This window comes from Streptomyces kunmingensis (assembly GCF_039533535.1).
GTDB classification, from domain to species: domain Bacteria; phylum Actinomycetota; class Actinomycetes; order Streptomycetales; family Streptomycetaceae; genus Streptomyces; species Streptomyces kunmingensis.
In genome coordinates this window covers 207,643-231,982 of sequence record NZ_BAAATS010000040.1, presented here as the reverse complement: position 1 = coordinate 231,982, position 24,340 = coordinate 207,643, and the positions used below count along the sequence as shown (strand labels likewise).

At 71.7% G+C, this 24,340-nt stretch carries 17 protein-coding genes; 13 read left to right on the top strand and 4 right to left on the bottom strand.

What is annotated here, in order from left to right:
- Positions 1-6 precede the first annotated feature (6 nt).
- Positions 7-3,657 (top strand): ABC transporter ATP-binding protein, encoded by a 3,651-nt coding sequence (locus ABD366_RS38095; protein ID WP_324770405.1) that lies wholly within the window; start codon positions 7-9, stop codon positions 3,655-3,657.
- A gap of 70 nt (positions 3,658-3,727) precedes the next feature.
- Here the strand turns inward: ABD366_RS38095 and ABD366_RS38090 are convergent, their stop codons facing one another.
- Together ABD366_RS38090 and ABD366_RS38085 are read right to left on the bottom strand one after the other, a co-directional pair.
- Positions 3,728-4,804, bottom strand: a complete 1,077-nt coding sequence (locus ABD366_RS38090) for a FecCD family ABC transporter permease (RefSeq protein ID WP_324770406.1) — start codon at positions 4,802-4,804, stop codon at positions 3,728-3,730.
- Positions 4,801-5,850 carry a FecCD family ABC transporter permease gene (locus tag ABD366_RS38085; RefSeq protein WP_324770407.1) on the bottom strand — a complete coding sequence of 350 codons (1,050 nt, stop codon included), beginning with the start codon at positions 5,848-5,850 and terminating at the stop codon, positions 4,801-4,803. The genes ABD366_RS38090 and ABD366_RS38085 overlap by 4 nt, the downstream gene beginning before the upstream one ends.
- A gap of 115 nt (positions 5,851-5,965) precedes the next feature.
- Here ABD366_RS38085 and fes point away from each other — a divergent pair, with 115 nt between their 5' ends.
- From fes to ABD366_RS38040, 9 genes are all read left to right on the top strand, one after another.
- Entirely contained in the window at positions 5,966-7,276 is a 1,311-nt protein-coding gene (gene fes / locus ABD366_RS38080; protein ID WP_324770408.1) for an enterochelin esterase, read from the top strand.
- A gap of 49 nt (positions 7,277-7,325) precedes the next feature.
- Positions 7,326-8,318 carry an ABC transporter substrate-binding protein gene (locus ABD366_RS38075; RefSeq protein ID WP_324770410.1) on the top strand — a complete coding sequence of 331 codons (993 nt, stop codon included), beginning with the start codon at positions 7,326-7,328 and terminating at the stop codon, positions 8,316-8,318.
- Entirely contained in the window at positions 8,318-9,154 is an 837-nt protein-coding gene (locus ABD366_RS38070; RefSeq protein ID WP_324770458.1) for a 2,3-dihydro-2,3-dihydroxybenzoate dehydrogenase, read from the top strand. Before ABD366_RS38075 ends, ABD366_RS38070 begins: the two co-directional genes overlap by 1 nt.
- Positions 9,155-9,443: 289 nt before the next feature.
- Positions 9,444-10,652 (top strand): isochorismate synthase, encoded by a 1,209-nt coding sequence (locus tag ABD366_RS38065; RefSeq protein ID WP_324770411.1) that lies wholly within the window; start codon positions 9,444-9,446, stop codon positions 10,650-10,652.
- On the top strand, positions 10,649-12,289 hold the full coding sequence (locus ABD366_RS38060) for a (2,3-dihydroxybenzoyl)adenylate synthase (RefSeq protein ID WP_324770412.1): 1,641 nt from the start codon (positions 10,649-10,651) through the stop codon (positions 12,287-12,289). The genes ABD366_RS38065 and ABD366_RS38060 overlap by 4 nt, the downstream gene beginning before the upstream one ends.
- Positions 12,290-12,312: 23 nt before the next feature.
- Complete coding sequence (locus tag ABD366_RS38055) at positions 12,313-12,954, top strand: isochorismatase family protein (RefSeq protein WP_324770413.1); 642 nt, start codon at positions 12,313-12,315, stop codon at positions 12,952-12,954.
- Positions 12,951-13,184, top strand: coding sequence for a phosphopantetheine-binding protein (locus ABD366_RS38050; RefSeq protein WP_324770414.1), 234 nt, complete (start codon positions 12,951-12,953; stop codon positions 13,182-13,184). The genes ABD366_RS38055 and ABD366_RS38050 overlap by 4 nt, the downstream gene beginning before the upstream one ends.
- The gene (locus tag ABD366_RS38045; RefSeq protein ID WP_324770415.1) at positions 13,181-17,092 is read left to right on the top strand and encodes an amino acid adenylation domain-containing protein; all 3,912 of its coding nucleotides are present in this window, start codon (positions 13,181-13,183) and stop codon (positions 17,090-17,092) included. The genes ABD366_RS38050 and ABD366_RS38045 overlap by 4 nt, the downstream gene beginning before the upstream one ends.
- 77 nt (positions 17,093-17,169) lie before the next feature.
- Positions 17,170-18,090: an NAD(P)-dependent oxidoreductase gene (locus tag ABD366_RS38040; RefSeq protein ID WP_486388822.1), complete on the top strand. Its 921-nt coding sequence runs from the start codon at positions 17,170-17,172 to the stop codon at positions 18,088-18,090.
- Positions 18,091-18,102: 12 nt separating this feature from the next.
- On the opposite strand, the gene ABD366_RS38035 is transcribed toward ABD366_RS38040, so the two are convergent.
- Entirely contained in the window at positions 18,103-18,510 is a 408-nt protein-coding gene (locus ABD366_RS38035; protein WP_324770417.1) for a CoA-binding protein, read from the bottom strand.
- A gap of 248 nt (positions 18,511-18,758) precedes the next feature.
- Here ABD366_RS38035 and ABD366_RS38030 point away from each other — a divergent pair, with 248 nt between their 5' ends.
- On the top strand, positions 18,759-19,745 hold the full coding sequence (locus ABD366_RS38030; RefSeq protein WP_324770418.1) for an arabinan endo-1,5-alpha-L-arabinosidase: 987 nt from the start codon (positions 18,759-18,761) through the stop codon (positions 19,743-19,745).
- A 51-nt stretch (positions 19,746-19,796) separates the two neighbouring features.
- Here the strand turns inward: ABD366_RS38030 and ABD366_RS38025 are convergent, their stop codons facing one another.
- Positions 19,797-21,767: an APC family permease gene (locus ABD366_RS38025; protein WP_324770419.1), complete on the bottom strand. Its 1,971-nt coding sequence runs from the start codon at positions 21,765-21,767 to the stop codon at positions 19,797-19,799.
- 136 nt (positions 21,768-21,903) lie between these two features.
- On the opposite strand from ABD366_RS38025, the gene ABD366_RS38020 reads away from it, so the two are divergent.
- The gene (locus tag ABD366_RS38020) at positions 21,904-22,524 is read left to right on the top strand and encodes a YigZ family protein (protein WP_324770421.1); all 621 of its coding nucleotides are present in this window, start codon (positions 21,904-21,906) and stop codon (positions 22,522-22,524) included.
- Positions 22,525-22,817: 293 nt separating this feature from the next.
- Complete coding sequence (locus ABD366_RS38015; RefSeq protein WP_324770422.1) at positions 22,818-24,167, top strand: lectin; 1,350 nt, start codon at positions 22,818-22,820, stop codon at positions 24,165-24,167.
- The last annotated feature ends 173 nt before the right edge of the window (positions 24,168-24,340 follow it).

Sequence of the window (24,340 nt, the reverse complement as noted above, 5' to 3'; positions counted from 1 at the left end):
GGATCCATGCCGACTCCACTGTTCCCCACGACAGGACCCGGCTGGCTCCGGCGGCTGATGAGCATCTGCCTCAAGCGTCGGCGGCTCATGGCCGCGATCGTGTTCTCCTCCATCCTGAGCATCGTCCTGGTCACCCTCGGCCCGCTCCTGACCCGGGACGGCGTGAACCAGGCCGTCGCCGGTGACAGCAGCGGCATCGCCTGGGTGGCCGGCGGCCTCGTCCTGATCGCCGCGATCGACTTCGTCGGCAACTACGTACGCCGCTTCACCGGCGGCAAACTCGCCCTCGACGTCCAGCACGGCCTGCGCGAGGACGTGTTCCGCAGCATCCAGCGACTCGACGGCCCCGGCCAGGACAAGCTGCGCACCGGACAGGTCATCTCCCGCACCAACAGCGACCTCCAGCAGATCCAGCAGATGCTGACGATGCTGCCCGTGCCGCTGACCGTCGTCACGTACTACCTCTTCGGCATCGTCGCCATGAGCTGGCTCTCGCCGCGGCTGACCCTGGTCACCGTCGCCGTGGTCCTCGCGCTCGGCGCCGTCGCCATGTGGACCAGGCGCCGGGTCTTCGAGACCTCCGCGCGCGCGGCCAACGACGCGGCGGAGGTGACCGAGCACATCAAGGAGGTCATCGACGGCGTCCGCGTCGTCAAGGGCTTCGGCCAGGAGGAGCGCGAGATCCGCTGGCTCGACCGGGCCACCCGCGGCCTCTTCGGCCGGCGCATGCGCATGATGCGGGTGCACGCCGCACCCGGCGCGACCATGCTCGCCCTCCCCGTCCTCGGCCAGATCGCCGTGCTGGTCTACGGCGGCAGCCTGGTCATGGACGGTTCGATCGACATCGGTACGTTCATCGCCTTCGCCGCGTATCTGACCATGCTGACCGGACCGACCCGGGTCTTCGCCTCGTACCTGGTGATCGCGCAGCGCACCCGCGCCTCCGCCGAGCGCATCTTCGAACTCATCGACTCCCGCCCGGAGATCCACGACGGCGCCACCGAACTGCCGCACAACCCGACGGAGTTGGTGTTCGACAGGGTCGGCTTCGGCTACACGCACGACGAACCGGTCCTGCGCGACGTCTCGTTCCGCGTCGGAGCCGGGGAGACCGTCGCCGTCGTCGGCCCCTCCGGATCCGGCAAATCGACGCTGTCCCTGCTGATCCCGCGGTTCTACGACGCCACCTCCGGCACCGTCGCCCTCGGCAGCGCCGACGGGCGCACCGACATCCGCGAGCTGCGCCTGGAATCCCTGCGCTCCCATGTCGGCGTCGTCTTCGAGGAGCCGTTCCTCTTCGCCCGCAGTGTCCGCGAGAACATCGCCTACGGGCACGAGGACGCCACCGACGAGGAGATCGTCGCCGCGGCCGAGGCGGCGGGCGCGCACGCCTTCATCTCGGCCATGCCGTCCGGCTACGACTCGGAACTGACCGAGCGCGGGCAGAACCTCTCCGGCGGCCAGCGCCAACGCCTGGCTCTGGCAAGGGCGTTGCTGAAGCGGCCGCCGGTGCTGATCGTCGACGACGCGACCTCCGCCGTGGACGCCACCACCGAGGCCGCCATCCACCGCGCCCTGGAGCGGTACGTCGGCGGCGACCGGGTCACCGTCCTCATCGCCCGGCGCCGCTCCACCCTGGAACTCGCCGACCGGATCGTGGTGCTCGACGGCGGCCGCGTCGCCGACAGCGGCACCTACACCGAACTCGCCGAACGCAGCCTCGTCTTCCAGGAGTTGATCGCCGGGGACACCGACGAGATCGACGCCCGCACGGCCCGCACACCGAGCGAGCTGTGGCCCGCGCGGGAGCACACCGAGGAGGAGGCGGTCCCGGCAGGGCGCCGGGACCGGCTCGCCGAACTCCCGTCCGCGGTGATCGCGGACGTCGGCGAGGAGAGGCGCCCCACCCTCGGGGCGATCCTGCGCCCGGTGCGCGGCCTGCTCGCGGTCGCGCTCGGGTTGATCGCCTTCGACGCGCTGGCGCGTGTCGTCGTGCCGGTCCTGCTCCAGCGCGGCATCGACGACGGCATCTCGCCCGGCTCGATGAGCACGGTGTGGTGGATCGCCGCGATCTGCCTGGCGCTGGCCGCCGTCAACTGGTTCGTCTACACGTACCAGACGCTGACCAGCGCCCGGGCCTCCGAGTCCGTGCAGTACGCCCTGCGGCTGCGCAGCTACCGGCATCTTCACCGGCTCGGCCTCGACCACTACGAGAAGGAGAGCGCGGGCAGCCTGCTCACCAGGATGACCGTGGACATCGACTCCCTGTCGAAGTTCCTCCAACAGGGCATGGTGCAGGGGCTGGTGAGCCTGCTGACGATGGCCGGCATCGCGGTCGCCATGTTCGTCCTCGACTGGCGGCTCGCCCTCGCGGCCCTCGCACCGTTCCCGGTGATCGCGCTGATCACCCCGGTCTTCCGCAGGCTGAGTTCGAGCGCGTACAAGGAGGCGCGCGACCAGCTCGGCAAGGTGAACAGCTCCCTGCGGGAGAACGTCGCGGGCCTGCGAGTCGCCCAGTCCCACGGCAAGCAGAACAGCACCGAGAAGCACTTCAGCGCCCTGTCCAACCTGAACCGGCTCATCCAGGTGAAGGGCCAGCGGTACATCTCGCTGTACTTCCCGTTCCTGGCGTTCTGCTCGGAACTGTCCATGGCGCTCGTCGTGCTGGCCGGCGGCCATCTCGTGGCGGGCGGCTCGGTCACGACCGGTGTACTCGCCGCGTTCCTGCTGCTGCTCGGGCAGTTCTACGGGCCGATCCAGCAGCTCTCGACCATCTACGACTCCTATCTGCAGACCCGCACCAGCGTGCGTCAGGTCACCCAGCTGCTCGCCACCGAGCCGTCCCAGCGCCCCGTCGCCGACCCGGTTTCGGTGTCCGGCCGGTTCAGCGGGCACCTCGAACTGCGGGACGTGACCTTCCGCTACGAGGGGGCGGCCGAGGACACCATCAGCGTCGCGGACCTCACCCTGGAGGCCGGGCGGAGCGTCGCCGTCGTCGGCGCCACCGGCGCGGGCAAGTCGACCCTGGTGAAGATCCTCGCCCGGTTCTACGACCCGGCGTCCGGCACGGTGCGCCTCGACGGGGTCGACATCGGCCGCTACGACCTGGCCGGATACCGGCAGCGGATCGGCATCGTCCCCCAGGAGGCCCACCTCTTCGAGGGGGACATCGCGGAGAACATCCGTTACGGCCGGCCCGACGCGAGCGACGAGGAGGTCGCCGCCGCCGCGGAGGCGGTGGGCGCGACCGCGACCATCGCCCGGCTCCCCGGCGGATTCCGGCACGCCGTGCGCCAGGCGGGCGGCAACCTGTCGGCCAGCGAACGGCAACTCGTCGCCCTGGCCCGGGTGGCCCTCGTCGGCCCCGACGTACTGCTCCTCGACGAGGCCACCGCGATGCTCGACTCGGGCACGGAGAGCGCCGTCCTCGACGGCATGTTCAGCGCCGCGCGGAACAAGACAGCCCTGCTGGTGGCCCACCGCCTGACGACGGCCGCCCGGTGCGACCGGGTCCTGGTGATGGACGCCGGGAAGCCCGTCGAGTACGGCACGCACGACGAACTCCTCGCCCTGGGCGGCGTGTACGCCCGGCTGTGGGAGAGCGCGCGGCCGCAGGCGCCGACGACCGCCCGCAAGGAGGTCGAGACGGCGGTCTAGCCCGAGACCACGAAGGAGCCCCCTCGGCGATCACCGAGGGGGCTCCTTTCACGGCCGCCGAGGCGTCCGGTCACACATGCTGCGCCTTGCGCTCGCGCAGCAGCAGCCACGCCAGGAAGAGACCGCCGCCCACCCCCGTCACCACACCGACCGGCATCAGCGCGGAACCGGTCACGCGCTGCGTCACCAGGTCGGCGGCCGTCACGAGGAGGGAGCCCATCCACGCTGCGGGCAGCACGTTCGGTCCCGCCGCCCGTGTGACGCGGCGGGCCAGTTGCGGCGAGGCCAGCGCGAGGAACGGGATCGGCCCCGCCGCGGCCACCCCCATCGCGGTCAGGCCGGTGCCCACGCACAGCAGGATCAGCCGGCTGCGCTCGGGCGGCACACCGAGGGCGCCCGCCGTGTCGTCGCCCATCTCCAGCATCGTCAGCCGGCGCCCGTACACCAGGATGAGGGGAACACAGACGACCAGGCCGAGCCCGGCCATCTTCACCTCGTTCCAGCCGCGGTCGTTGAGGGAGCCGATCATCCAGCTCGCCGCCTGCGCCGCCTTGCCGATGTCCGCACGGATGTAGAGGAAGCTGGTCGCCGAGCCGAGTACCGCGGACACACCGATGCCGACGAGGACGAGCCGGTAGCCGTGCACGCCACGGCGCCAGGCCAGCAGATAGACCGCGGCAGCCGTGGCGAACCCGCCGACCAGCGCGCCGAGCGCGGTCTGCGGCGCGCCCGCGTTGAGGAAGATGATCGCTACGAGGGCTCCCGCCGACGCGCCGTTGCCGAAGCCGATGATGTCCGGGCTGCCCAGCGGATTGCGGGTGAGCGACTGGAAGACGGCCCCTGCCATGCCCGTCCCGAAGCCGACCAGGACGGCCACCAGGGCGCGCGGCAGCCGCAGGTCGAGCACGATGAACTCGGCGCCGGGCGGTCCGTTCCCGGCGAACGTCCGCAGCACCTCGGCGGGCGACAGCTCGTAGGTGCCGGTGCCGACGGAGAGCACCACCAGGCACGCCGTGACGACGATCAGCGCGAGGCAGACGAGGACCGTACGCGGGTCGAAGCGCAGCGAGTAGCGGCCCGCGCGCAGCCGGCCCCGCCGCAACTCGGCGCGGACCGGCCGCTGTTCGTTTCTGATCAGCGTCGTCACAGCTGGGCCACCTTCCGACGGCGTACGAGATGGATGAAGAGCAGGCCGCCGAGGAACGAGGTGACGATGTCCGCCTGGATCTCGGAGGGAGCCACCACGACCCGGCCGATCACGTCGGCGACGAGCAGCAGGGCTGGGGCGAACAGGGCGCAGTAGGGGAGCATCCAGCGCGGATCGGGGCCGGTGAACGCGCGGACCGCGTGCGGGATCATCAGGCCGACGAAGCCGATCGGCCCGCACACGGCGGTGGCGCTGCCGCACAGCAGCGTGATGGCCACGATGGACAGGACCCGGGTGCGCCGCACCGAGGTACCGAGGGCGCGGGCATGGTCCTCGCCGAGCGACAGGGCGCCGAGCGGCCGGGCCATCGCGAACGCCAGCAGGGCGCCGGTGATCAGCAACGGCAGGGCGATGAGCAGGAGTTCGGGGTCGCGTTTCTCGAGCGTGCCGACGGACCAGTACCGCATCGAGTCGAGGGTGCTCAGGTCCCACAGCTGAAGGCCGTTGACGTAGCCGAACAGGGCCGCGTTGACGGCGGTGCCCGCGAGGGCGAGCCGGACCGGGGTCGCCGAGCGGGTGCCCCCGAGGGCGTTCACGGCGACGGCGGCGACGCACGCGCCGACCAGCGCGAACCACAGGTATCCGGTGAACGACGTGATGCCGAACACGCTGATCGCGGTGACCACGGCGGCCGACGCCCCGGCGTTCACACCGAGCAGGCCCGGGTCGGCGAGCGGGTTGCGGGTCAGGACCTGCATGACGCCGCCGGCCAGGCCGAGCGCGGCGCCGATGGCGATCCCGATCAGGGTCCGCGGCAGCCGCAGCTCGCGCACGATGTTGTCGAACCGTGAGTCCGAGGGCGAGAACAAGCCGGACCACACGTCACCGGGCGGGATGTGTTCCGTGCCCACGGCCAGCGACAGCGCGGCCGCCGTGACGAGGAGAACCACGCCGAGGACGAGACCGGCAAGCCGCGGTGGGCCGCTGCGGGGGGTGGCCGGTATTCGCGCTGTTTCTCCCGGGCGGGGGCGGGTTCCAGTGAGCATGTGATTAGCTTAGGCTAACCTAACCAAGTCTGCTGACAATTACGTTGACGAAACCGCCTGCCCTGCCTGCCCCGCGGACGGATTCGCCGAGGGACACAACGGAGGAAGAGGAGACATGCGCGTCCAGACCGCGGCCCCCGCCACCCTGCCGGACCACCGGCCGGTCCGTGCCACCGGCCGACGGATCGCGCATCTCCTGGAGCGCCTGACCGGGGCGGACGACGCGCAACGGGCCCGGATCGCCGAGGAGTTCTGGCAGGACGTCTCCGGCCTCGGCACCCCGCTCGTCGAGGAGGCCGACGGGGAGCCCGACCACCGGGTCGTCACCTTCCTGTGGCGCGGCCACCGGGCCACCCGGCAGGTCCTGCTCATGGCCAACCGGCTCGTCGACCGCGACGATCTGGCCGGTTCCCTCCTGGAGCACGCCCCCGGCACCGACATCTGGCACCTGGGGCTGCGGCTGCGCGCCGACCACCGCGGCACCTACCGTCTCGCCGCCGACATCTCCGCGAACGAACCGCCCGCCGACCCGGTCATCCTCCAGGCGCGCCTGCGCTCCCTCGCCGTGCACGCTTCCAGTGACCCGCTCAACCCCCGTACCCGGCCCACCCGTTGGGGCGTCACCGACTCCTCCGTCTTCGCCCTGCCGGACGCGCCCCCCGAGGTGTGGTCACGGCCGCCGGCCGACACACCCGCAGGGCGCGTGGAGCGGCACCGCACGGCAGCCGCGGCGCTCGGCGGCCACCGCGACGTCTGGGTCTACCTGCCCCCCGGCCACCACCGCGACGACGGCCCCCTGCCCGTCCTGGCACTCTGCGACGGCGACATGTGGCTCGGCCGCATGGGGTTGCAGCACACCCTCGACGCACTGATCGCCGAGCGGAAACTGCCGCCGCTGGCGGTGTTCGCACCGGACGCCGTCGACCGCGTCACCCGTGGCCGCGAACTCGGCGCGCGCGACGCCTACGTGGAGTTCCTCGCCGACGAACTCCTGCCCTGGGCGGCCGGCCGCTGGCCCGTCACCGCAGACCCGGCACGCACCGTCGTCGCCGGTCAGAGCCTCGGCGCGATGACGGCCCTGCACGCAGGACATCAGCGCCCCGACCGGTTCGGCCACGTCATCGCCCAGTCGCCGTCCCTGTGGTGGCGGCCGGGACTCCCGTCGGGCGTGCCGCAGAAACACGTCTTCGGCGTGCCCTGGCTCGTCACCCGGTACGCGGCCGCCGCGCCCCGCCCCATCACCGTCCACCTCGACGTCGGACTGCACGAAGGCGCGACGGTCGACCACTGCAGGGCCCTCTACGACACCCTGCACTCGGCCCGCTACGACGTCACCCGGCGCGAGTTCAACGGCGGCCACGACCACGCCTGTTGGCACGTCGCCCTGGCCGACACCCTGGTCCGCCTGCTGGGCCGGACCCACTAGCCCTCCGTACCACCGATCCACTCTTCTTGCCCTTAGGAGCATCACGCACATGTCCTCCAACCGAACCTCCCGCCGCGCGGTCCTGGTGTCCTGCGCCGCCGTCACGGGAGCCCTGCTCCTGAGCGCCTGCGGCAGCGACAGCGGCGACGACAGCGAGAGCGGCAGCGGCGAGGGGAAGGCCGCGGCGGCCACCACGCGCCAGATCACCGACGCCCAGGGCCGCAAGGTCAAGGTGCCCGGCGATCCGCGGAAGGTCGTCACGCTCAGCGAGCCGACCACCGACGCCGCGCTCGCCCTCGGGGTGGAGCCGGTCGGCGTGACCGCCGGACGCGGCCAGAAGGGCGTGTCCACGTACCTCGCCGACAAGGCCTCCAAGGCGCAGGTCGTCGCCACCGTCGCCGAGGCCGACATGGAGAAGCTGGCCGCGCTCCAGCCCGATCTGATCCTCCTCGACGAGACGACCGGCGCGAAGAAGACCGTCGACAAGCTCCAGGAGATAGCGCCGACCGTCGTCACCGCGAAGCTCAACGAGGACTGGAAGAAGTCCTTCACCGACACCGCCGACGCCCTCAACAAGAAGGCCGACGCCGAGAAGTGGCTCACCGGCTTCGACACCCGGGTCGCCGACGTGAAGAAGCAGCTCGGCTCCAACGCGGGCACGTCGGTCTCCGTGATCCGCTGGCAGGACGGCGCGCCCTCGGTCGTCGGCAAGGGTGACGGCGTCGTCGCCTCCACCCTCCAGGCGCTCGGCACGACCCGGCCGAAGGACCAGCAGGGCGCGAGCACCGGACACAGTGAGCCGGTCTCCCTGGAGAAGCTCGACACCATCGACGGCGACTGGCTGTTCTTCGGGACGCTCGGCGACAAGGCCGACGGCGAGAAGGCGTACGGCGAGGCTCAGAAGGTCACCAACTTCGGCAAGCTGACCGCCGAGAAGGACAAGCACGTCGTGGTCATCGAGGGCTCCGCGTGGAACAGCGCCGGCGGCCCGCTCTCCGCCCAGGTCGTCCTCGACGACCTCGAGGGGGCGCTCGCCAAGTGATTGCCGGTCAGGTACACGCCGAAATCTCCGCGGCTCCCACCGGCTTCGCCGGAGAGCTGACCGGCCGGTTCGCCCTCGTCACGGGGGCGGGCCGGGGGATCGGCGAGGCGGTGGTCGCCGCGCTCGCCGGGCGCGGCGCCCGCGTCCTGGCCACCGACCTCGACGCCGACACCGTCGAGAAGGTCGCGGCCCAGTACGACGGCGGCCGGGTGACCGCCCGCCCGCTCGACGTCACCGACGCGGCGGCCGTCGAGGCGCTCGTCGAAGACACCGAGTCCGCGCACGGCCCCCTCGACATCGCCGTCAACGTGGCCGGAATCCTGCGCAGTGCACCCGCGATCGACCTCAGCGACGAGGACTGGGCCGCCACCTTCGCGGTCAACACCAACGGCGTCTTCCACGTCTGCCGCTCCGTCGCCCGCCGGATGAGCGCACGCGGCGCGGGCAGCATCGTCACCGTCGCCTCCAACGCCGCCGGCATCCCCCGCGCGGGCATGTCCGCCTACGCCGCGTCCAAGGCAGCCACCGCGATGTTCACCAAATGCCTCGGCCTCGAAGTCGCCGCGCAGGGCGTGCGCTGCAACACCGTCTGTCCCGGCTCGACCCTCACCGACATGCAGCGCGGCATGTGGGAGGAGTCCGGCGCCGACATCGAGGCGGCCCGGCGCTCCGTCATCGCGGGCGACCTCGGCGCCCACCGCACCGGCATCCCGCTCGGCCGCATCGCCGACCCGGCCGACATCGCGGAGGCGGTCGCGTTTCTCGCGTCGGACCGGGCGAGGCACATCACGCTTCACGACCTGTACGTCGACGGCGGCGCGACGCTCCGCGGGTAGGGGGGTCCGCCCTCTCGCCGTGCCGGGTGCGCCTGATTCGGCGGCTGCGGGTGCGTGGTGCTTCTCGCGCAGTTCCCCGCGCCCCTGGAGCATGCGGCTTCGCCGCAGCCCCATGGAGGCGCGCGTCCCACGCGCCTTCCTGAGATGGCGCACGCAGTGCGCATCTCAGGGGCGCGGGGAACTGCGCGACCAGCCACGACGCACCCGCACCCGCCGAACAACCGCACCCGGCACGGCGAACGCGCGCCCCACCCCCACGACCCCACCCCCCCACACCCAGGAGGCAACGATGACCACGTCCGTCCATGAACCCGTCACCACCCCACCGGAGGTGACCGGCACAGCGACCGCCCTCCTCGACGACTACCGCCCCGGCTCCGACCGCTTCCTCGCCACGCCGCACCGCACCCTCCTCGGCCACGGCACCGCCGTCGAACTCCCGCACGCTGACGGCCCGTTGAGCGTGCGGGTGCGGGACCTTCTCGACGCCCGCCGCCGCGCCGGCCAGACCGCCGTCGTCATGGGTGCCCTGCCGTTCGACCCGGCCGCCGCGCCCGCCCTCGCCGTACCGCGGAGAGTGCGCTGGGCGCCGCCGCTGCGCGAGGATCCGCTGATCGCGCTGCCCGTGCCGCCCGGTGCGGACGCCACCGCCTGGCAGGTGCGCGAGGTGCCCGCCGCGAAGGAGTACGGCGCCGCCGTCGCCGCGGCCGTCGCCCGGATGCGGGCGGGGGAGTTCGACAAGGTCGTCCTCGCCCGCACCCTCGAACTGACCGGCCCGGTCGCCCCCGACCTGACCGCGATGCTGCGCCGCCTGGCCCGCCGCGACCCGGCCGGCTACACATTCGCCGTGCCCAGCGGCCCCGGCCGCACCCTGATCGGCGCGAGTCCCGAACTCCTCGTCGCCCGCGACGGATCGCGCCTCACCGCCAACCCGCTGGCCGGTTCCGCGCCCCGCAGCGGCGACCTCGCCGAGGACGTCCGGCGCGCCGCCGCCCTCCTGGAGTCCCCGAAGGACCTGCACGAACACGCCGTCGTCGTGGCCGCCGTCCGTGAGGCCCTCGCCCCGTTCTGCACCCACCTCGACGTCCCCGAGCGCCCCACCCTCGTACGGACGGCCGCGATGTGGCACCTGTCGACCACGGTCACCGGCGAACTCGCCGACCCGGCCGCCACCACCGCGCTCGACCTCGCCTCCGCGCTGCACCCGACCCCCGCCGTCTGCGGCACCCCGACGGAGCTGGCCCGCCAGGTCATCGCCGAGTCCGAGCCCTTCGACCGCGGCGCCTACACCGGCATGGTCGGCTGGCAGAACGCGGACGGTGACGGCGAGTGGGTCGTCACCATCCGCTGCGCCGAGGCCGAAGGCGACGCCGAGGGCGGCCTGCTGCGCCTGTTCGCCGGGGCCGGTGTCGTCGCCGCCTCGTCGCCCGAGGCCGAGACCGCGGAGACCGGCGCCAAGTTCCGTACGTTCCTGAACGCCGTGGGAGCCACCCTGTGACCGCCGCCACGACCCCGGGCGTGGACGCGCCGACCTGGCCCGCCGAGTTCGCCGAGCGCTATCGGGCGGCCGGGTACTGGCGCGGCGAGACCTTCGGCGGCGTGCTGCGCGAACGCGCCGGGACACACCCCGACCGGATCGCTCTCATCGACCCGGCGCCGAGCCGCCGCACCTGGACGTACCGCCAACTCGACGAGCACGCCGACCGGTTGGCCGCCGGGTTCACCGAGCGCGGCATACGCAAGGGCGACCGCGTCGTCGTCCAGCTTCCGAACATCGGCGAGTTCATCGAGGTCGTCTTCGCCCTGTTCCGCATCGGCGCGCTGCCGGTGTACGCGCTTCCGGCGCACCGCGACACGGAGATCGCCTACTTCTGCTCGTTCGCCGAGGCCGTCGCCTATGTCGTCCCGGACCGGCACGCGGGCTACGACCACCGCGACCTCGCGGCCCGGGTCAAGAAGGACACCCCGAGCCTGGAGCACGTCTTCGTGGTCGGCGACCCGGGCGAGCACACCGCCCTGGCCGACGTGGACGGCGACCCGGCCGTGCTGGAGAGCCTCACCGCCCCCGAGCCGCACGAGCTGGCCTTCCTCCAGCTCTCCGGTGGCACCACCGGCCGCCCGAAACTCATCCCGCGCACCCACGACGACTACCTGTACTCGCTGTGGGGCTCGAACGAGATCTGCGGTGTCGACGCCGGTACCCGCTTCCTCGTCGTGCTGCCCGCGGCCCACAACTTCCCCATGAGCAGCCCGGGTTGGCTCGGCGTGCTCTATGCGGGCGGCACCGTGGTGATGTCGCCGGGCACCGACCCCGACACGGCGTTCCCGATCATCGCCGAGGAACGCGTCACGATGACCGGCCTCGTCCCGCCGCTCGCCCTCGTGTGGACACAGGCCGGACCCGAGACCCGGTACGACCTCAGCACCCTGGAACTCATCCTGGTCGGCGGCGCCAAGTACAGCGAAGCCGCCGCCCGGCGCCTCGAACCCGCGCTCGGCTGCAAGCTCATGCAGGTCTTCGGCATGGCCGAGGGTCTCGTCAACTACACGCGCCTGGACGACGACCCCGAGACGGTCGTCACCACGCAGGGCCTGCCGATCTCCCCGGACGACGAGATCCGGGTCGTCGACGACGCCGACCGGGACGTCGCCGAGGGCGCGTTCGGGCATCTGCTGACCCGTGGCCCGTACACCATCCGCGGTTACTGGAAGGCGCCCGAGCACAACGCCCGGTCCTTCACCGAGGACGGCTTCTACCGCACCGGCGACATCGTGCGCCGCACCCCCACCGGCCATCTCGTCGTCGAGGGCCGTGCCAAGGACCAGATCAACCGCGGCGGCGAGAAGATCGCCCCGGAGGAGATCGAGAACATCATCCTCGGCCATCCCTCGGTCCATGACGTCTCCGTCGTCGCCGTCCCCGACGAGTACCTCGGCGAGCGCTCGCTCGCGTACGTCATCCTGCGCGCCGACGCCGCACCCCTGAGGTCCGTCGCCGTCAAGCGGTTCGTGCGGGAGCGGGGCGTGGCCGCGTACAAGGTGCCCGACCTCGTCGAGTTCGTCGACGTTTTCCCGCAGACCGGCATCGGCAAGATCAGCAAGAAGCAGCAGCGGTCCGCCGCCGAGCAGCACTGAGCAGTCCCGAAAGGTTCCCCACCATGGCCCTGCCCGCCATCGCCGCCTACCCCCTGCCGCGCCCGGACGAACTGCCGGCCAACCGTGTCACCTGGACCGTGGACCCCGCGCGCGCCGTGCTGCTCGTCCACGACCTCCAGCACCACTTCCTCGCCAAGTACCCCCAAGGCGAACAGCCGTTGACCGGCATGCTCGACAACACCGCCCGCCTCCTCAAGGAGAGCCGCGGGCTCGGCATCCCCGTCTACTACTCCGCCCAGCGCGGCGGCCAGACACCCGAGGAGCGCGGGCTCCAGCTCGACTTCTGGGGGCCCGGCGTCGCCGACGACCCCGAGGCGCTCGCCATGCCGGGGGCCGTCGCCCCCGAGGACGGTGACACGGTCCTCACCAAATGGAAGTACAGCGCCTTCGTCCGCACCGAACTCGAAGCGCTGATGCGGGAATCCGGCCGCGACCAACTGGTGATCGTCGGCGTCTACGCCCACATCGGCGTGCTCATCAGCGCCGCCGACGCGTGGATGCGCGACATCCAGGCGTTCGTCGTCGCCGACGCCGTCGCCGACTTCACCCGCGACGACCACGACATGGCCCTGCGCTGGGCCGCCGGACGCTGCGCCGTCGTCACCACCACCGACGCGCTCATCGAGGAGGTACGGGCCGCATGACCCTCACCCTGGAACAGATCCGGACCGACGTCGCCGACGTCCTCGGCGAGGACCCCGCCGACATCCCCGTCGACGAGAACCTCGTCGACCACGGCCTCGACTCCGTCCGCATCATGACCCTCCTGGAACGCTGGCGCCGCGACCACGGCGTCTCCGTCTCCTTCGTCGACCTCGCCGAGAAGCCCGCCGTCGACGCCTGGGCGGCCCTGCTGGGGGTGCCCGCCTCATGACCGTGCTGACCAGCCAGGACACCGTGGCCGCGCGGGACTGCGTCCTGCCGCTCACCGCCGCCCAGTCCGGCATGTGGTTCGCCCAGGCCCTCGACCCGCTCAGCCCCGCGCAGAACACCGCCGAATACCTGGAGATCGACGGCGAGCTCGACCCCGAGGTGTTCGCCGCCGCGCTGCGCCGCGTCGTCACCGAGGCCGACGCCCTGCGCGTCCGGATCGAGGACACCCCCGACGGACCGCGCCAACGGGTGTGCGCCAGCGTCGAGTTGCCACTCACCGTGCGTCGCGACCTCAGCGCCGAGGACGCCGTCGCCTGGATGCGCGAGGATCTCGCCCGGCCCTGCGACCTCGCGGCCGGACCGCTCTTCGCGCACGCCCTCTTCCGGGTGGGGGCGCGGCGCTGGCTCTGGTACCAGCGCGTCCACCACCTCGTCATCGACGGCTTCGGCCACTCCCTCCTCGTGCGCCGCACCGCCGAGGTCTACACCGCGCTGGCCTGCGGCGAGGACCCGGGACCGCGCCCTTTCGAGACCCTCGCCGACCTGCTCGCGCTCGACGCCGAGTACCGGGCCTCGGACGCCTACGAGGCCGACCGCGCCCACTGGAGCGCCGCGTTCGCCGACCGCCCGGAGGCGCCGCGCCTCGCGGGCCGCGGCGCCCTTCCCTCCCGCTCGTTCCGCCGCCGTACGACCCACCTGCCGCCGGAGACCACGGAGCGGCTGCGCGAACTGGCCGCCGGGACCCGCGCCACCTGGCCCGACGTCCTCATCGCCGCCCAGGCCCTCTACGCCGCCCGCGCCACCGGCCGCACCGACGTCGTCCTCGGCCTCCCGATGATGGGCCGCATGGGCTCGGTCGCGCTGCGCGTCCCCGGCATGGTCATGAACGTCCTGCCGCTGCGCCTGACCGTCGCACCCGACGCGACCTTCACCCAGCTCGTACGCCAAGTAGTGCTCGGCGTACGTGAGGTGAGGCGTCACCAGCGGTACCGCTACGAGGACATCCGCCGCGACCTCGGCCTGCTCGGCGAGAACCGCGGCCTCGTCGGCCCCCTCGTGAACGTCATGCCGTTCGACTACGCCACCGACTTCGCGGGCGCCACCGCCCGGGCCCACAACCTCTCCGCCGGCCCCGTGGACGACCTCACCGTCAACATCTACGACCGCGCCGACGGCCGCGGCCTGCGCATCGACCACGACGGCAACCCCGCGCTCTACGAGGACGCCGACCTCGCCGCACACCAGGCCCGCCTCGTCCACCTCCTGCACCGCCTCGCCGAGACCGACCCCGAGCGCCCCCTCTCCGCCCACTCCATCGCGACGCCCGCCGAACTCTCCCTCGTCCTGTACGAGTTCAACCGCACGGAACGCGCACTCCCGCCGACGACCCTCATCGGCCCGATCTCCGCGCAGGCCACCCGTACCCCGGACGCGACGGCTCTCGTGTACGGCGACACCTCACTCACGTACGCCGAACTCGACGCCCGAGCCAAACGGTTGGGCCACCATCTGCAGAGCCTCGGCGCCCGTCCCGGCGAGGTCGTCGCGGTCTCCGTACCGCGCTCCGCCGAGCTGATCGTGGCCCTGCTCGCCGTACTCAAGGCGGGCGCCGCGTATCTGCCGCTCGACCCGGACTACCCCGAGCAGCGCCTCACCTACATGCTCCAGGATGCCCGGCCCGTCTGCGCCGTCACCGACCGCGCGGACCGGCTGCCGGCCGACGCGGGCACGCCGCTCGTGCCCCTCGACGACCTGGACGTCTCCTCGTACGCCACGGCGGAACCGGCCCGCGCGCTCACCCCCGCGCACCCCGCCTACGTCATCTACACCTCCGGGTCGACCGGCCGCCCCAAGGGTGTCGTCGTGCCGCACTCGGCGATCGACAACCGGCTGCGCTGGATGCAGCACGCGTATCCGATCGGGCCCGACGACCGCGTGCTGCAGAAGACGCCGTCGTCGTTCGACGTTTCCGTGTGGGAGTTCTTCTGGCCGCTGCGGCAGGGCGCGACCCTCGTCGTGGCCGAGCCGGGCGGTCACAAGGACCCGGCCTACCTGGCGCGCGTCATCCGCGAACAGGGGGTCACCACGTGCCACTTCGTGCCGTCGATGCTGCGGGTGTTCCTCGCGGAGGCGGACGCGCCGGAGCTGTCGGCGTGCGGCGCCACGCTGCGCCGCGTGTTCTGCAGCGGGGAGGCCCTCGCCCGCGAGACGGCGAGCACGTTCGCCCGCGCACTGCCGGGCGTCGAGCTGCACAACCTGTACGGGCCGACGGAGGCCGCCGTCGACGTCACGTACCACGCGTGCGAGCCGGACAGCACGGGCCCGGTCCCCATCGGCCGCCCCGTCTGGAACACCCGCCTCTACGTCCTCGACCCCGCCGGACAGCCCTGCCCACCCGGCGTCATGGGCGAACTGCATCTGGCAGGACGGCAGTTGGCCGATGGTTACCTGAACCGCGACGAACTGACGGCCGAGCGCTTCGTCCCCGACCCGTTCGGCGCCCCCGGCAGCCGTATGTACCGCACCGGTGACCTGGCGCGCTGGACCGACCGCGGCGAGGTCGAGTACCTCGGCCGCACCGACCACCAGGTGAAACTGCGCGGCCAGCGCATCGAACTCGGCGAGATCGAGGCGGCACTGGCGGCGCGGGAAGGCGTCGACGGGGCCTGCGCCCTGGTCCGTGACGACCGCCTGATCGGCTATGTGACCGGCGGCGGCGCGGACCCGGCGGAGATCCGCGCAGCCCTCGCCCGCGAACTCCCCGAACACATGGTCCCCTCGGCGATCGTGCCCTTGCCCGCGTTCCCGCTCACCCCCAATGGCAAGCTGGACCGCGCCGCCCTGCCCGCCCCCGTCTTCGCGGGCAGCGGCACCACCACCGGACGCCCGGCGAACCACCGCGAGGCGACCCTGACCCGCCTCTTCGCCGAAGTTCTCGGCGTCGAACAGGCCGGCCCCGACGACGCGTTCTTCGACCTCGGCGGCACCTCGCTCCTCGCGGTCCGCCTGGTCGCCCGGATCCGCGAGGAACTCGGCGCGGAGCTCACCATCGGCTCCCTCTTCGAGGCCCCGACCCCCGCCGCGCTCGCCGCCCGCATCGGCTCCGCGGCCCCCGTCTCCGGCGACGCCCTGGACGTGGTCCTGCCCCTGCGCGCCCAGGGCGACCGCCCGCCCCTCTTCGTGATCCACCCGGCGGGCGGCATCTCCTGGTGCTACGCCGGACTCACCGCGCGCCTCGACCGGGACCAGCCGGTCCACGGCATCCAGGCCCGCGGCCTGACGACGGACGACGCGCTGCCGGCCACGCTCTGGGAACAGGCAGCCGACTACGTCACCCGGATCCGCGAGATCCACCCGAACGGCCCCTACCGGCTGCTCGGCTGGTCCGTCGGCGGCATCCTCGCGCACACCGTCGGCGTCCTGCTCCAGGAAGCCGGCGAACACGTCGACTTCCTCGCACTCCTGGACGCCTTCCCCGCCGAACAGTGGCGCGAGCGCCCGGCGCCGGAGGAGGGCGACGCGCTCACGGCGGTCCTGCGCATGGCGGGCTTCGAACGCGACGCCGAACGCACCCGCGACGACGTCCTCGCCACCCTCCGCAAGGCGGGCAGCCCCCTGGCGGGCCTCACCGACGCCACACTCTCCCGCATCGTCGACATCGTCCCGAACCACGCCCGGATGATGCGTGCCCACACCCACCGCCGCTACGACGGAGACGTCCTCTTCTTCACGGCGGCGGCGCCCCGACCGGAGTCCTGGCTGACCCGCGAGGCATGGCGCCCGCACGTGACCGGCGAGGTGACGAACCACGATCTTCCATGCACGCACCCGGAGTTGCTGCGCGACGAGCACGTGGAGGTGATCGCGAAAGCGTTGTCGGTGCGTCTCGGTGAGCTCGCCGATCGATGAGGTCTTTCCCGGGCCGCCGGGCGTGGCTCGACGGCCGGCTGAAGGCGGCGCGAGCTTAAGCTCACCGAACAAGCAGCCTGTGGCATCGAGGGAGAGTTGACGAAGACATGAGCGACCAGCTGACCGTGAGTGTCCTGGGCACCGGGATCATGGGCGCGGCGATGGCCCGCAACATCGCGCGGGCCGGACACACCGTCCGCGCCTGGAACCGCAGCCGCGACAAGGCCGAACCGCTGACCGCCGACGGCGTACAGGTCACCGACACCCCGGCCGAGGCCGTGGCGGACGCCGATGTCGTCCTGACGATGCTCTACGACGGGCCCGCCGCCCTGGACGTCATGCGCCAGGCTGCCGACGGGCTGCGACCCGGCGCCGCCTGGGTGCAGTCCACCACCGCGGGCCTCGACGCGCTGAGCGACCTGGCCGACTTCGCCACCGCCCACGACCTGGTCCTCTTCGACGCCCCGGTGCTCGGCACCCGCCAGCCCGCCGAGGCCGGGCAGCTCCTGGTCCTCGCCGCGGGCCCGAGCGCGTACCGGGACGCCGTAACGCCCGTGCTCGAAGCCGTCGGCTCCCGCACGGTGTGGACCGGGGAGGACGGCGCGGCCGGCTCCGCGACCCGCCTGAAACTCGTGGCCAACAGCTGGGTACTGGCCGCCACCAACGCGGCCGGCGAGGTGCTAGCCCTCTCGAAGGCCCTCGGCGTCGACCCGCAGAACTTCTTCGACGCCATCGCGGGTGGCGGCCTCGACCTGCCCTACCTGCGCCTCAAGGCGGGCCTCGTCCTGGAGGACCGGCTCACCCCGGCCCAGTTCGCGGTGGACACGGCCGCGAAGGACGCCCGGCTCATCGTCGAGGCGGGCCGGCAGCACGGAGTCCGCCTCGACGTCGCCGAAGCGAGCGCGGCCCGCCTGGCCCGCGCCGCGGAACAGGGACACGGGGAGGAGGACATGGCGGCGGCGTATTTCGCGTCGTTCGAGGAGGGTGCGGACCGCTGAGGAACTGCCCCCTCAGCCCAGCCGCGGGATCTCGATCGCCGGGCAGCGGTCCATGACCATGTCCAGGCCGGATGCCCGCGTGCGCTCGTACGCCGCTTCGTCGATGACGCCGAGCTGGAACCAGACGGCCTTGGCGCCGATGGCGGCCGCCTCGTCGGCGACGGGACCCGCGAGGTCGCTGTTGACGAAGACGTCGACCACGTCGACGGGGAAGGGGATGGCGTCGAGCGTGGGGTAGCCCTGTTCGCCGTGGACCGTCTCGGCCTTCGGGTGCACGGGGACGACGCGCTTGCCGAAGCGCTGGAGGACCTCGGCGACCCCGTACGCGGCGCGTGACCGGTTCGACGACAGTCCGACGACGGCCCATGTGTCGCCGGACTCCGTCAGGATCTTCCGGATGATTCCTGGATCGGCGTACATGCTGGCTCCCTGGCTGTATGGCGCGCGCTGTATGGCGCGGAACTTCCTGTCCTGCGGTCAACCTCCGGGCGGCGCCGCGGATTCCTGCCGGACGGTGGGCGGTGCACCGTGTCGGTGGAAACCATTGACGCAACAGGGGTTCGATTCTACGGTCCCGTGCGAAGTCTTGTCCGAAGCCACGACCGTCGTTCGGTATATCGGACGACGAGTGTGACGTTGCTTCCGCCCCGACGCGTAAGGAGTCCCACGTGAGCCCCACCTCCGGCCGTATCTCCCGTCGCACCAGAACCGCCCTGGCCGCCGTACCCGCCGCCCTGGTCCTCGCTCTGGTCCCGTCGACCGCGTCCGCGTACCCGAACCCGGGGCGCGTCACCGGCGCCACCGTCGTGCATGACCCGACCATGATCCGTACCTCGGCGGGGAAGTACCTGCTGTACGCGACCGGCGGCGGGCTCGGGTTCCGTACGTCGAGCGACCGCATCGCGTTCACGGCCGGCGCCGACGCCTTCGGCAGCACGCCGTCCTGGTGGTCGTCGTACGCGACCGAGGCGTGGGCGCCCGACATCTCGTACCACGGCGGCAAGTACCTGATGTACTACGCCGTCTCGACGTTCGGATCCAACAAGTCCGCGATAGGGCTCGCCGGTTCGAGCACCGGGCTGCCCGGCTCGTGGACGGACTACGGCGTCGTCTACACCTCCACCACGTCGAGCGACTACAACGCCATCGACCCGAACCTCTTCGTCGACAGCGACGGCAAGTGGTGGCTGTCGTTCGGGAGTTGGTGGACCGGCATCAAGATGATCCGGATCGATCCGTCCACCGGCAAGCAGTACGCGGGCGACACCGCCCGCCGCTCCCTCGCCTCCCGGCCGACCGGGACCAAGGCCGTCGAGGCCCCGTACATCGTCAAGCACGGCAACTACTACTACCTGTTCGCCTCGTACGACGTGTGCTGCTCGGGCACCTCCTCCACGTACAAGGTGAAGGTCGGCCGCGCGAGCAGCGTCACCGGGCCCTACTACGACAAGGCCGGTGTCGCCTTGACGAACAACGGCGGCACCCCGGTCCTGGAGTCGCACGGCAGCGTCATCGGCCCCGGCGGGCAGTCCATCATGAACGACACCGACGGGGATCTGATCGTGTACCACTACTACGACGGGAACGACAACGGGACCCCGAAACTCGGCGTCAACCTCCTCGACTGGAGCAGCGGTTGGCCCGTCGCGTACTAGCGGCCGGCCGCTTCGTTCGACCGCCTTGTCCGACCGCCTTGTCCGACCGTCTCAGCCGACGTGCACGCGCGGCCGCCTCCGCGGATCGCGTTCCGCGCGGCGCAGCACCTCGCGCGTGACCGGGGCCACCTCGCCGTCGCCGAAGACGAGGAAGCGCAGCAGATGACTGACGGGGTGGCCCTCGGTCCAGTTGAAGTACGCGTGCGGTACCTGGCCCGTACGGTCGCGCAGGTTCATCAGGACCGCGGCCACGGTGTTCGGGACACCGGGGCCGTGCACCCGCAGCCGGCGCACCCCGTGCTTCTCGTCGCCGTGCACGGTCAGGTCCTCGGTGAAGTCGGAGGAGTCCTGGACGAAAACCTCCAGGAACAGCACAGGACCGCCCTCGGGGATGTGTGTGTCCTCGCGCTGGCAGTACTCCTTGTCGCGGTACTCGGCGGTGCTGTGCTCCTGCGGCTCGTTCGCGATGATCCGCAGCGGGCCCCGCGCCGCCGCCTCGTCGATGATCCGCCCGGCCGCGTCGTCGAACGTGACGGCGCCCGCGCGCAGTTCGAAGGCGCGGTGCACCCGGGAGGCGAAGGAGGAGAGCAGGATCGCCACGATGAAGATCAGGGCGATCTTGATGCCGTCGGGGCGTTCCACGACGTTCGTGACGAGCGTGTACGCGAACACCGCGGTGATGGCGCCGAAGCCGATCGCCGCCCGGCGGTGACCACGCCGGTGCACGGCCACGGTCGAGGCGAAGGAGGCCGACAGCATCAGCACCAGGACACCGGTCGCGTAGGCGCCGGACTGGTCGTCGACGTTCGCGTTGAACCACAAGGTGATGGCGACCGCCGCCGCCATGAAGGTGAGGACCAGGGGGCGCACCGCCCGCGTCCACTCCGGGGCCATGCCGTAGCGCGGCAGATAGCGGGGGACCAGGTTCAGCAGGCCGGCCATGGCGGAGGCGCCCGCGAACCACAGGATGCAGATCGTCGACACGTCGTAGACCGTGCCGAAGCCCTCGCCCAGATACGTGTGCGCGAGGTAGGCGAGCGCGCGCCCGTTCGCCGGACCGCCCGACTCGAACGCGTCCTGCGGGATGAGGATCGTGGTCGCCAGACTCGAAAGGAGCAGGAAACCGCTCATGATCAGCGCGGCCGTCGTGAGCAGTTTGCGGGTCTCGCGGATGCGGGCCGCCGGCTTCGCGAACGTGTCCGTGGCCGCACCCCGCACCTGCGGCATCACCGCCACGCCCGTCTCGAAGCCGGACATGCCGAGCGCCAGCTTCGGGAAGACGAGCAGGGCGACGCCGACCATCACGAACGGCGAGGAGTGCTCGGCCGTCATCGCGTCCCACCAGTTGCCGACCTTCACCGGTTCGGTGAGGACATGGACGGCGGCCGTGACGAGAACGACGACGTTCAGGGTGAGATACGCGGCGACCAGCACGACCGCGACCCGGATCGCCTCCTGGAACCCCTTCAGGAAGACCGCGCCGAGAGCGGCCAGGAGCACCAGCGTGATCCAGGTGTTCGCGCCGTGCAGCGCCGCGGGCGCGAACGGGTTCTCCACGACGTGGGCCGCCGCGTCCGCCGCCGAGAGGGTCATGGTGATCATGAAGTCGGTGGCGGCGAAACCCAGCAGCACGAGGACGAACAGCTTCCCCGCCCACCAGGGGAGCAGCCGCTCCAGCATGGCGATCGAACCCTCGCCGTGCGGCGACTCCTTGGCGACCCTGCGGTACACCGGCAGGGCGCCCAGCAGGGTGAGCGCGATCAGTACCAGCGTCGCCAGCGGCGACAGCAGGCCCGCGGCGAGGGCCGCGATACCGGGCTGGTAGCCGAGCGTGGAGAAGTAGTCCACGCCGGTCAGACACATCACCCGCCACCAGGTGTGACCCTGATGCTCCTCCGGGACGTGCCCGTGCGGCCCCTGGTGGCGGGCCGTCCGGTCGGTCAGCCCCTCCAGGAGCCAGGAACGCCAGCGGGGCGTGGAGGCCGACGAGGCGGTGGGGCGCTCGGCCTGGGTGCCGGTCATGTGGCGACGCTTCCTGTTCGGACGGTTCACTCGGTTCGGACTGCTGTCCCTGTAGCGACGTGCGAGTATCCACCACATCGTCACCCGCACCTCCGGCAGGGGCGAGCCCGGCCGTACCTGCGCATACGCTGGGGTGATGCAGGACGAGTACCGCACCGTGGCCCGTGAGGGCGTGCACGAGACAGAGATCAGCCGCTCCCGGTTCCTGTGCGCTCTCGCGCCCGCCGCGACGGAGGAGGAGGCGCAGGCCTTCGTCGCCCGTATCCGCAAGGAACACCCGACGGCCAACCACAACTGCTACGCGTACGTCATCGGCGCCGACGCCTCCGTACAGAAGGCGAGCGACGACGGCGAGCCGGGCGGCACCGCGGGCGTGCCCATGCTCCAGATGCTGACGCGGCGCGAGATGCGGTACGTCGTCGCGGTCGTCACGCGGTACTTCGGCGGCGTGAAACTGGGGGCCGGCGGACTGATCCGGGCCTACGGGGGCGCGGTGGGGGAGGCGCTCGACACCCTGGGCACGGTGACGCGCCGCCGGTTCCGGCTGGCCACGGTGACCATCGACCACACCCGCGCCGGGAAGATGGAGAACGATCTGCGGGCCACGGGCCGTGAGGTGCGCGACGTCCGCTACACGGAGACCGTCGCGATCGAGATCGGGCTGCCCGAGGGGGACGTGGAACGGTTCCGGGCGTGGCTGGCCGACGTGAGCGCGGGCACCGCGGGATTCGAGCTGGGCGGAGAGGCGTACGGCTGAGCTTCCTCGGCTGAGCCCCCGGGAGGTTTCCCGGGGGCTTTCTCGTGTTCAACTCCTGTCGAACGCCTCCGGAGAACCGCTCCGTTGAGGCTTTCTTGGTTTCATCTCTTGACGGCCCTGGTGCAGACCTTTAGGTTCCCGTTCGCCACAGCTTCATGAATGCACCCGCTGTTCATCTCCATGAACGGTCACCCCCCATCGACGGCCGCATGACGGCCTCCCCATGAAGGGCTGTGAACCCCCCAATGGCCAACCCCCTTATGTCCAGATTCACCCGCGTACGCTCGACCGCTATGCGCGGCGTGCTCGCCACCGCACTCCTCGCGGGCTCGGCGGGCGCACTCGCCGCGACGCCCGCCTCCGCCGCCACCGGCACGATCACCGGGCTCGCGGGCAAATGCCTCGACGTGGCGGGAGCAAGTTCTGCCAACGGCACGGCCGTTCAGCTCTACGACTGCAACGGCACCACAGCCCAGCAGTGGACGGTCGGCTCCGACGGAACGATCCGCGCGCTCGGCAAGTGCCTTGACGTGACCGGGAATTCGACCGCCGACGGAGCCAGGCTCCAGCTGTGGGACTGCGCCGGCAGCGCCAACCAGAAATGGTCCGTCTCCGCAGCCCGCGACCTCGTCGGCCGGCAGTCCGGCAAGTGCGCCGACGTCACCGGCAACACCTCGGCCAACGGCACCCCGGTCCAGATCTGGAGCTGTACCGGCGCCGCCAACCAGAAGTGGACCGCGCCGGCCGGCGGCGGCACGGCCCCCGTCGCGCCGATGGCCGTCGCCCCGTACCTCTACAACGGCTGGGGCAGCCCGCCCAACCCGGTCACAGTCATGAACGCCACCGGCGTCAAGTGGTTCACGCTCGCCTTCGTCCTCAGCAACGGCAGCTGCAACCCGCAGTGGGACGGCGGCCGCCCGCTCACCGGCGGCGTCGACCAGCAGACCATCAACACCGTGCGGGCCAACGGCGGCGACGTCATCCCCTCGTTCGGCGGCTACAGCGGCAACAAGCTGGAGAGCTCCTGCACCAGCGCGTCCGCCCTCGCGGGCGCGTACCAGAAGGTCATCGACGCGTACGGGCTCAAGGCCATCGACATCGACCTCGAGGCCGACGCGTACAGCAACCCCACCGTCCAGCAGCGCACCGTCGACGCGCTCAAGACGGTCAAGGCCAACAACCCCGGCATCAAGGTGATCGTCACCATCGGCACCGACACGTCCGGGCCCGATACGAGCCTGATCAACCGGGCGGCGAACTCCGGCCTGACCGTGGACAGTTGGACGATCATGCCCTTCGACTTCGGTGGCGCGGGCCAGAACATGGGCACGCTGACCCTGCGGGCCGCCGAGGGCCTCAAGAACGCGCTCAAGAACGCGTACGGCTACAGCGACGACCAGGCGTACCGGGACATGGGCATCTCCTCCATGAACGGGATCACCGACGTCAACGAGACCGTCACCCCCGCCGACTTCCAGACCATCCTCGGCTACGCGCAGCAGCACCACCTCGCGCGCCTGACGTTCTGGTCGGTCAACCGTGACCGCCCCTGCCCGGGCGGCTACCCGAACGACGACACCTGCTCGGGCGTGAGCCAGAGCACCTGGCAGTTCACCGGCATCTTCGCCAAGTACACCGGCTGACCCGGGCCGACCCTCCACCACCGGCCGACCCCCACCGCAGGAGTGCCCGTGTTCAGACCCGTGACCAGACCCGTCCCCAGATCCGTCATACCGAGAGCCCTCGCCGTGGTCGCGCTCGTCGCCACCACCGCGACCGGCATCGAGTTCGCCGCGCAGACTCCGGCGAGCGCCGG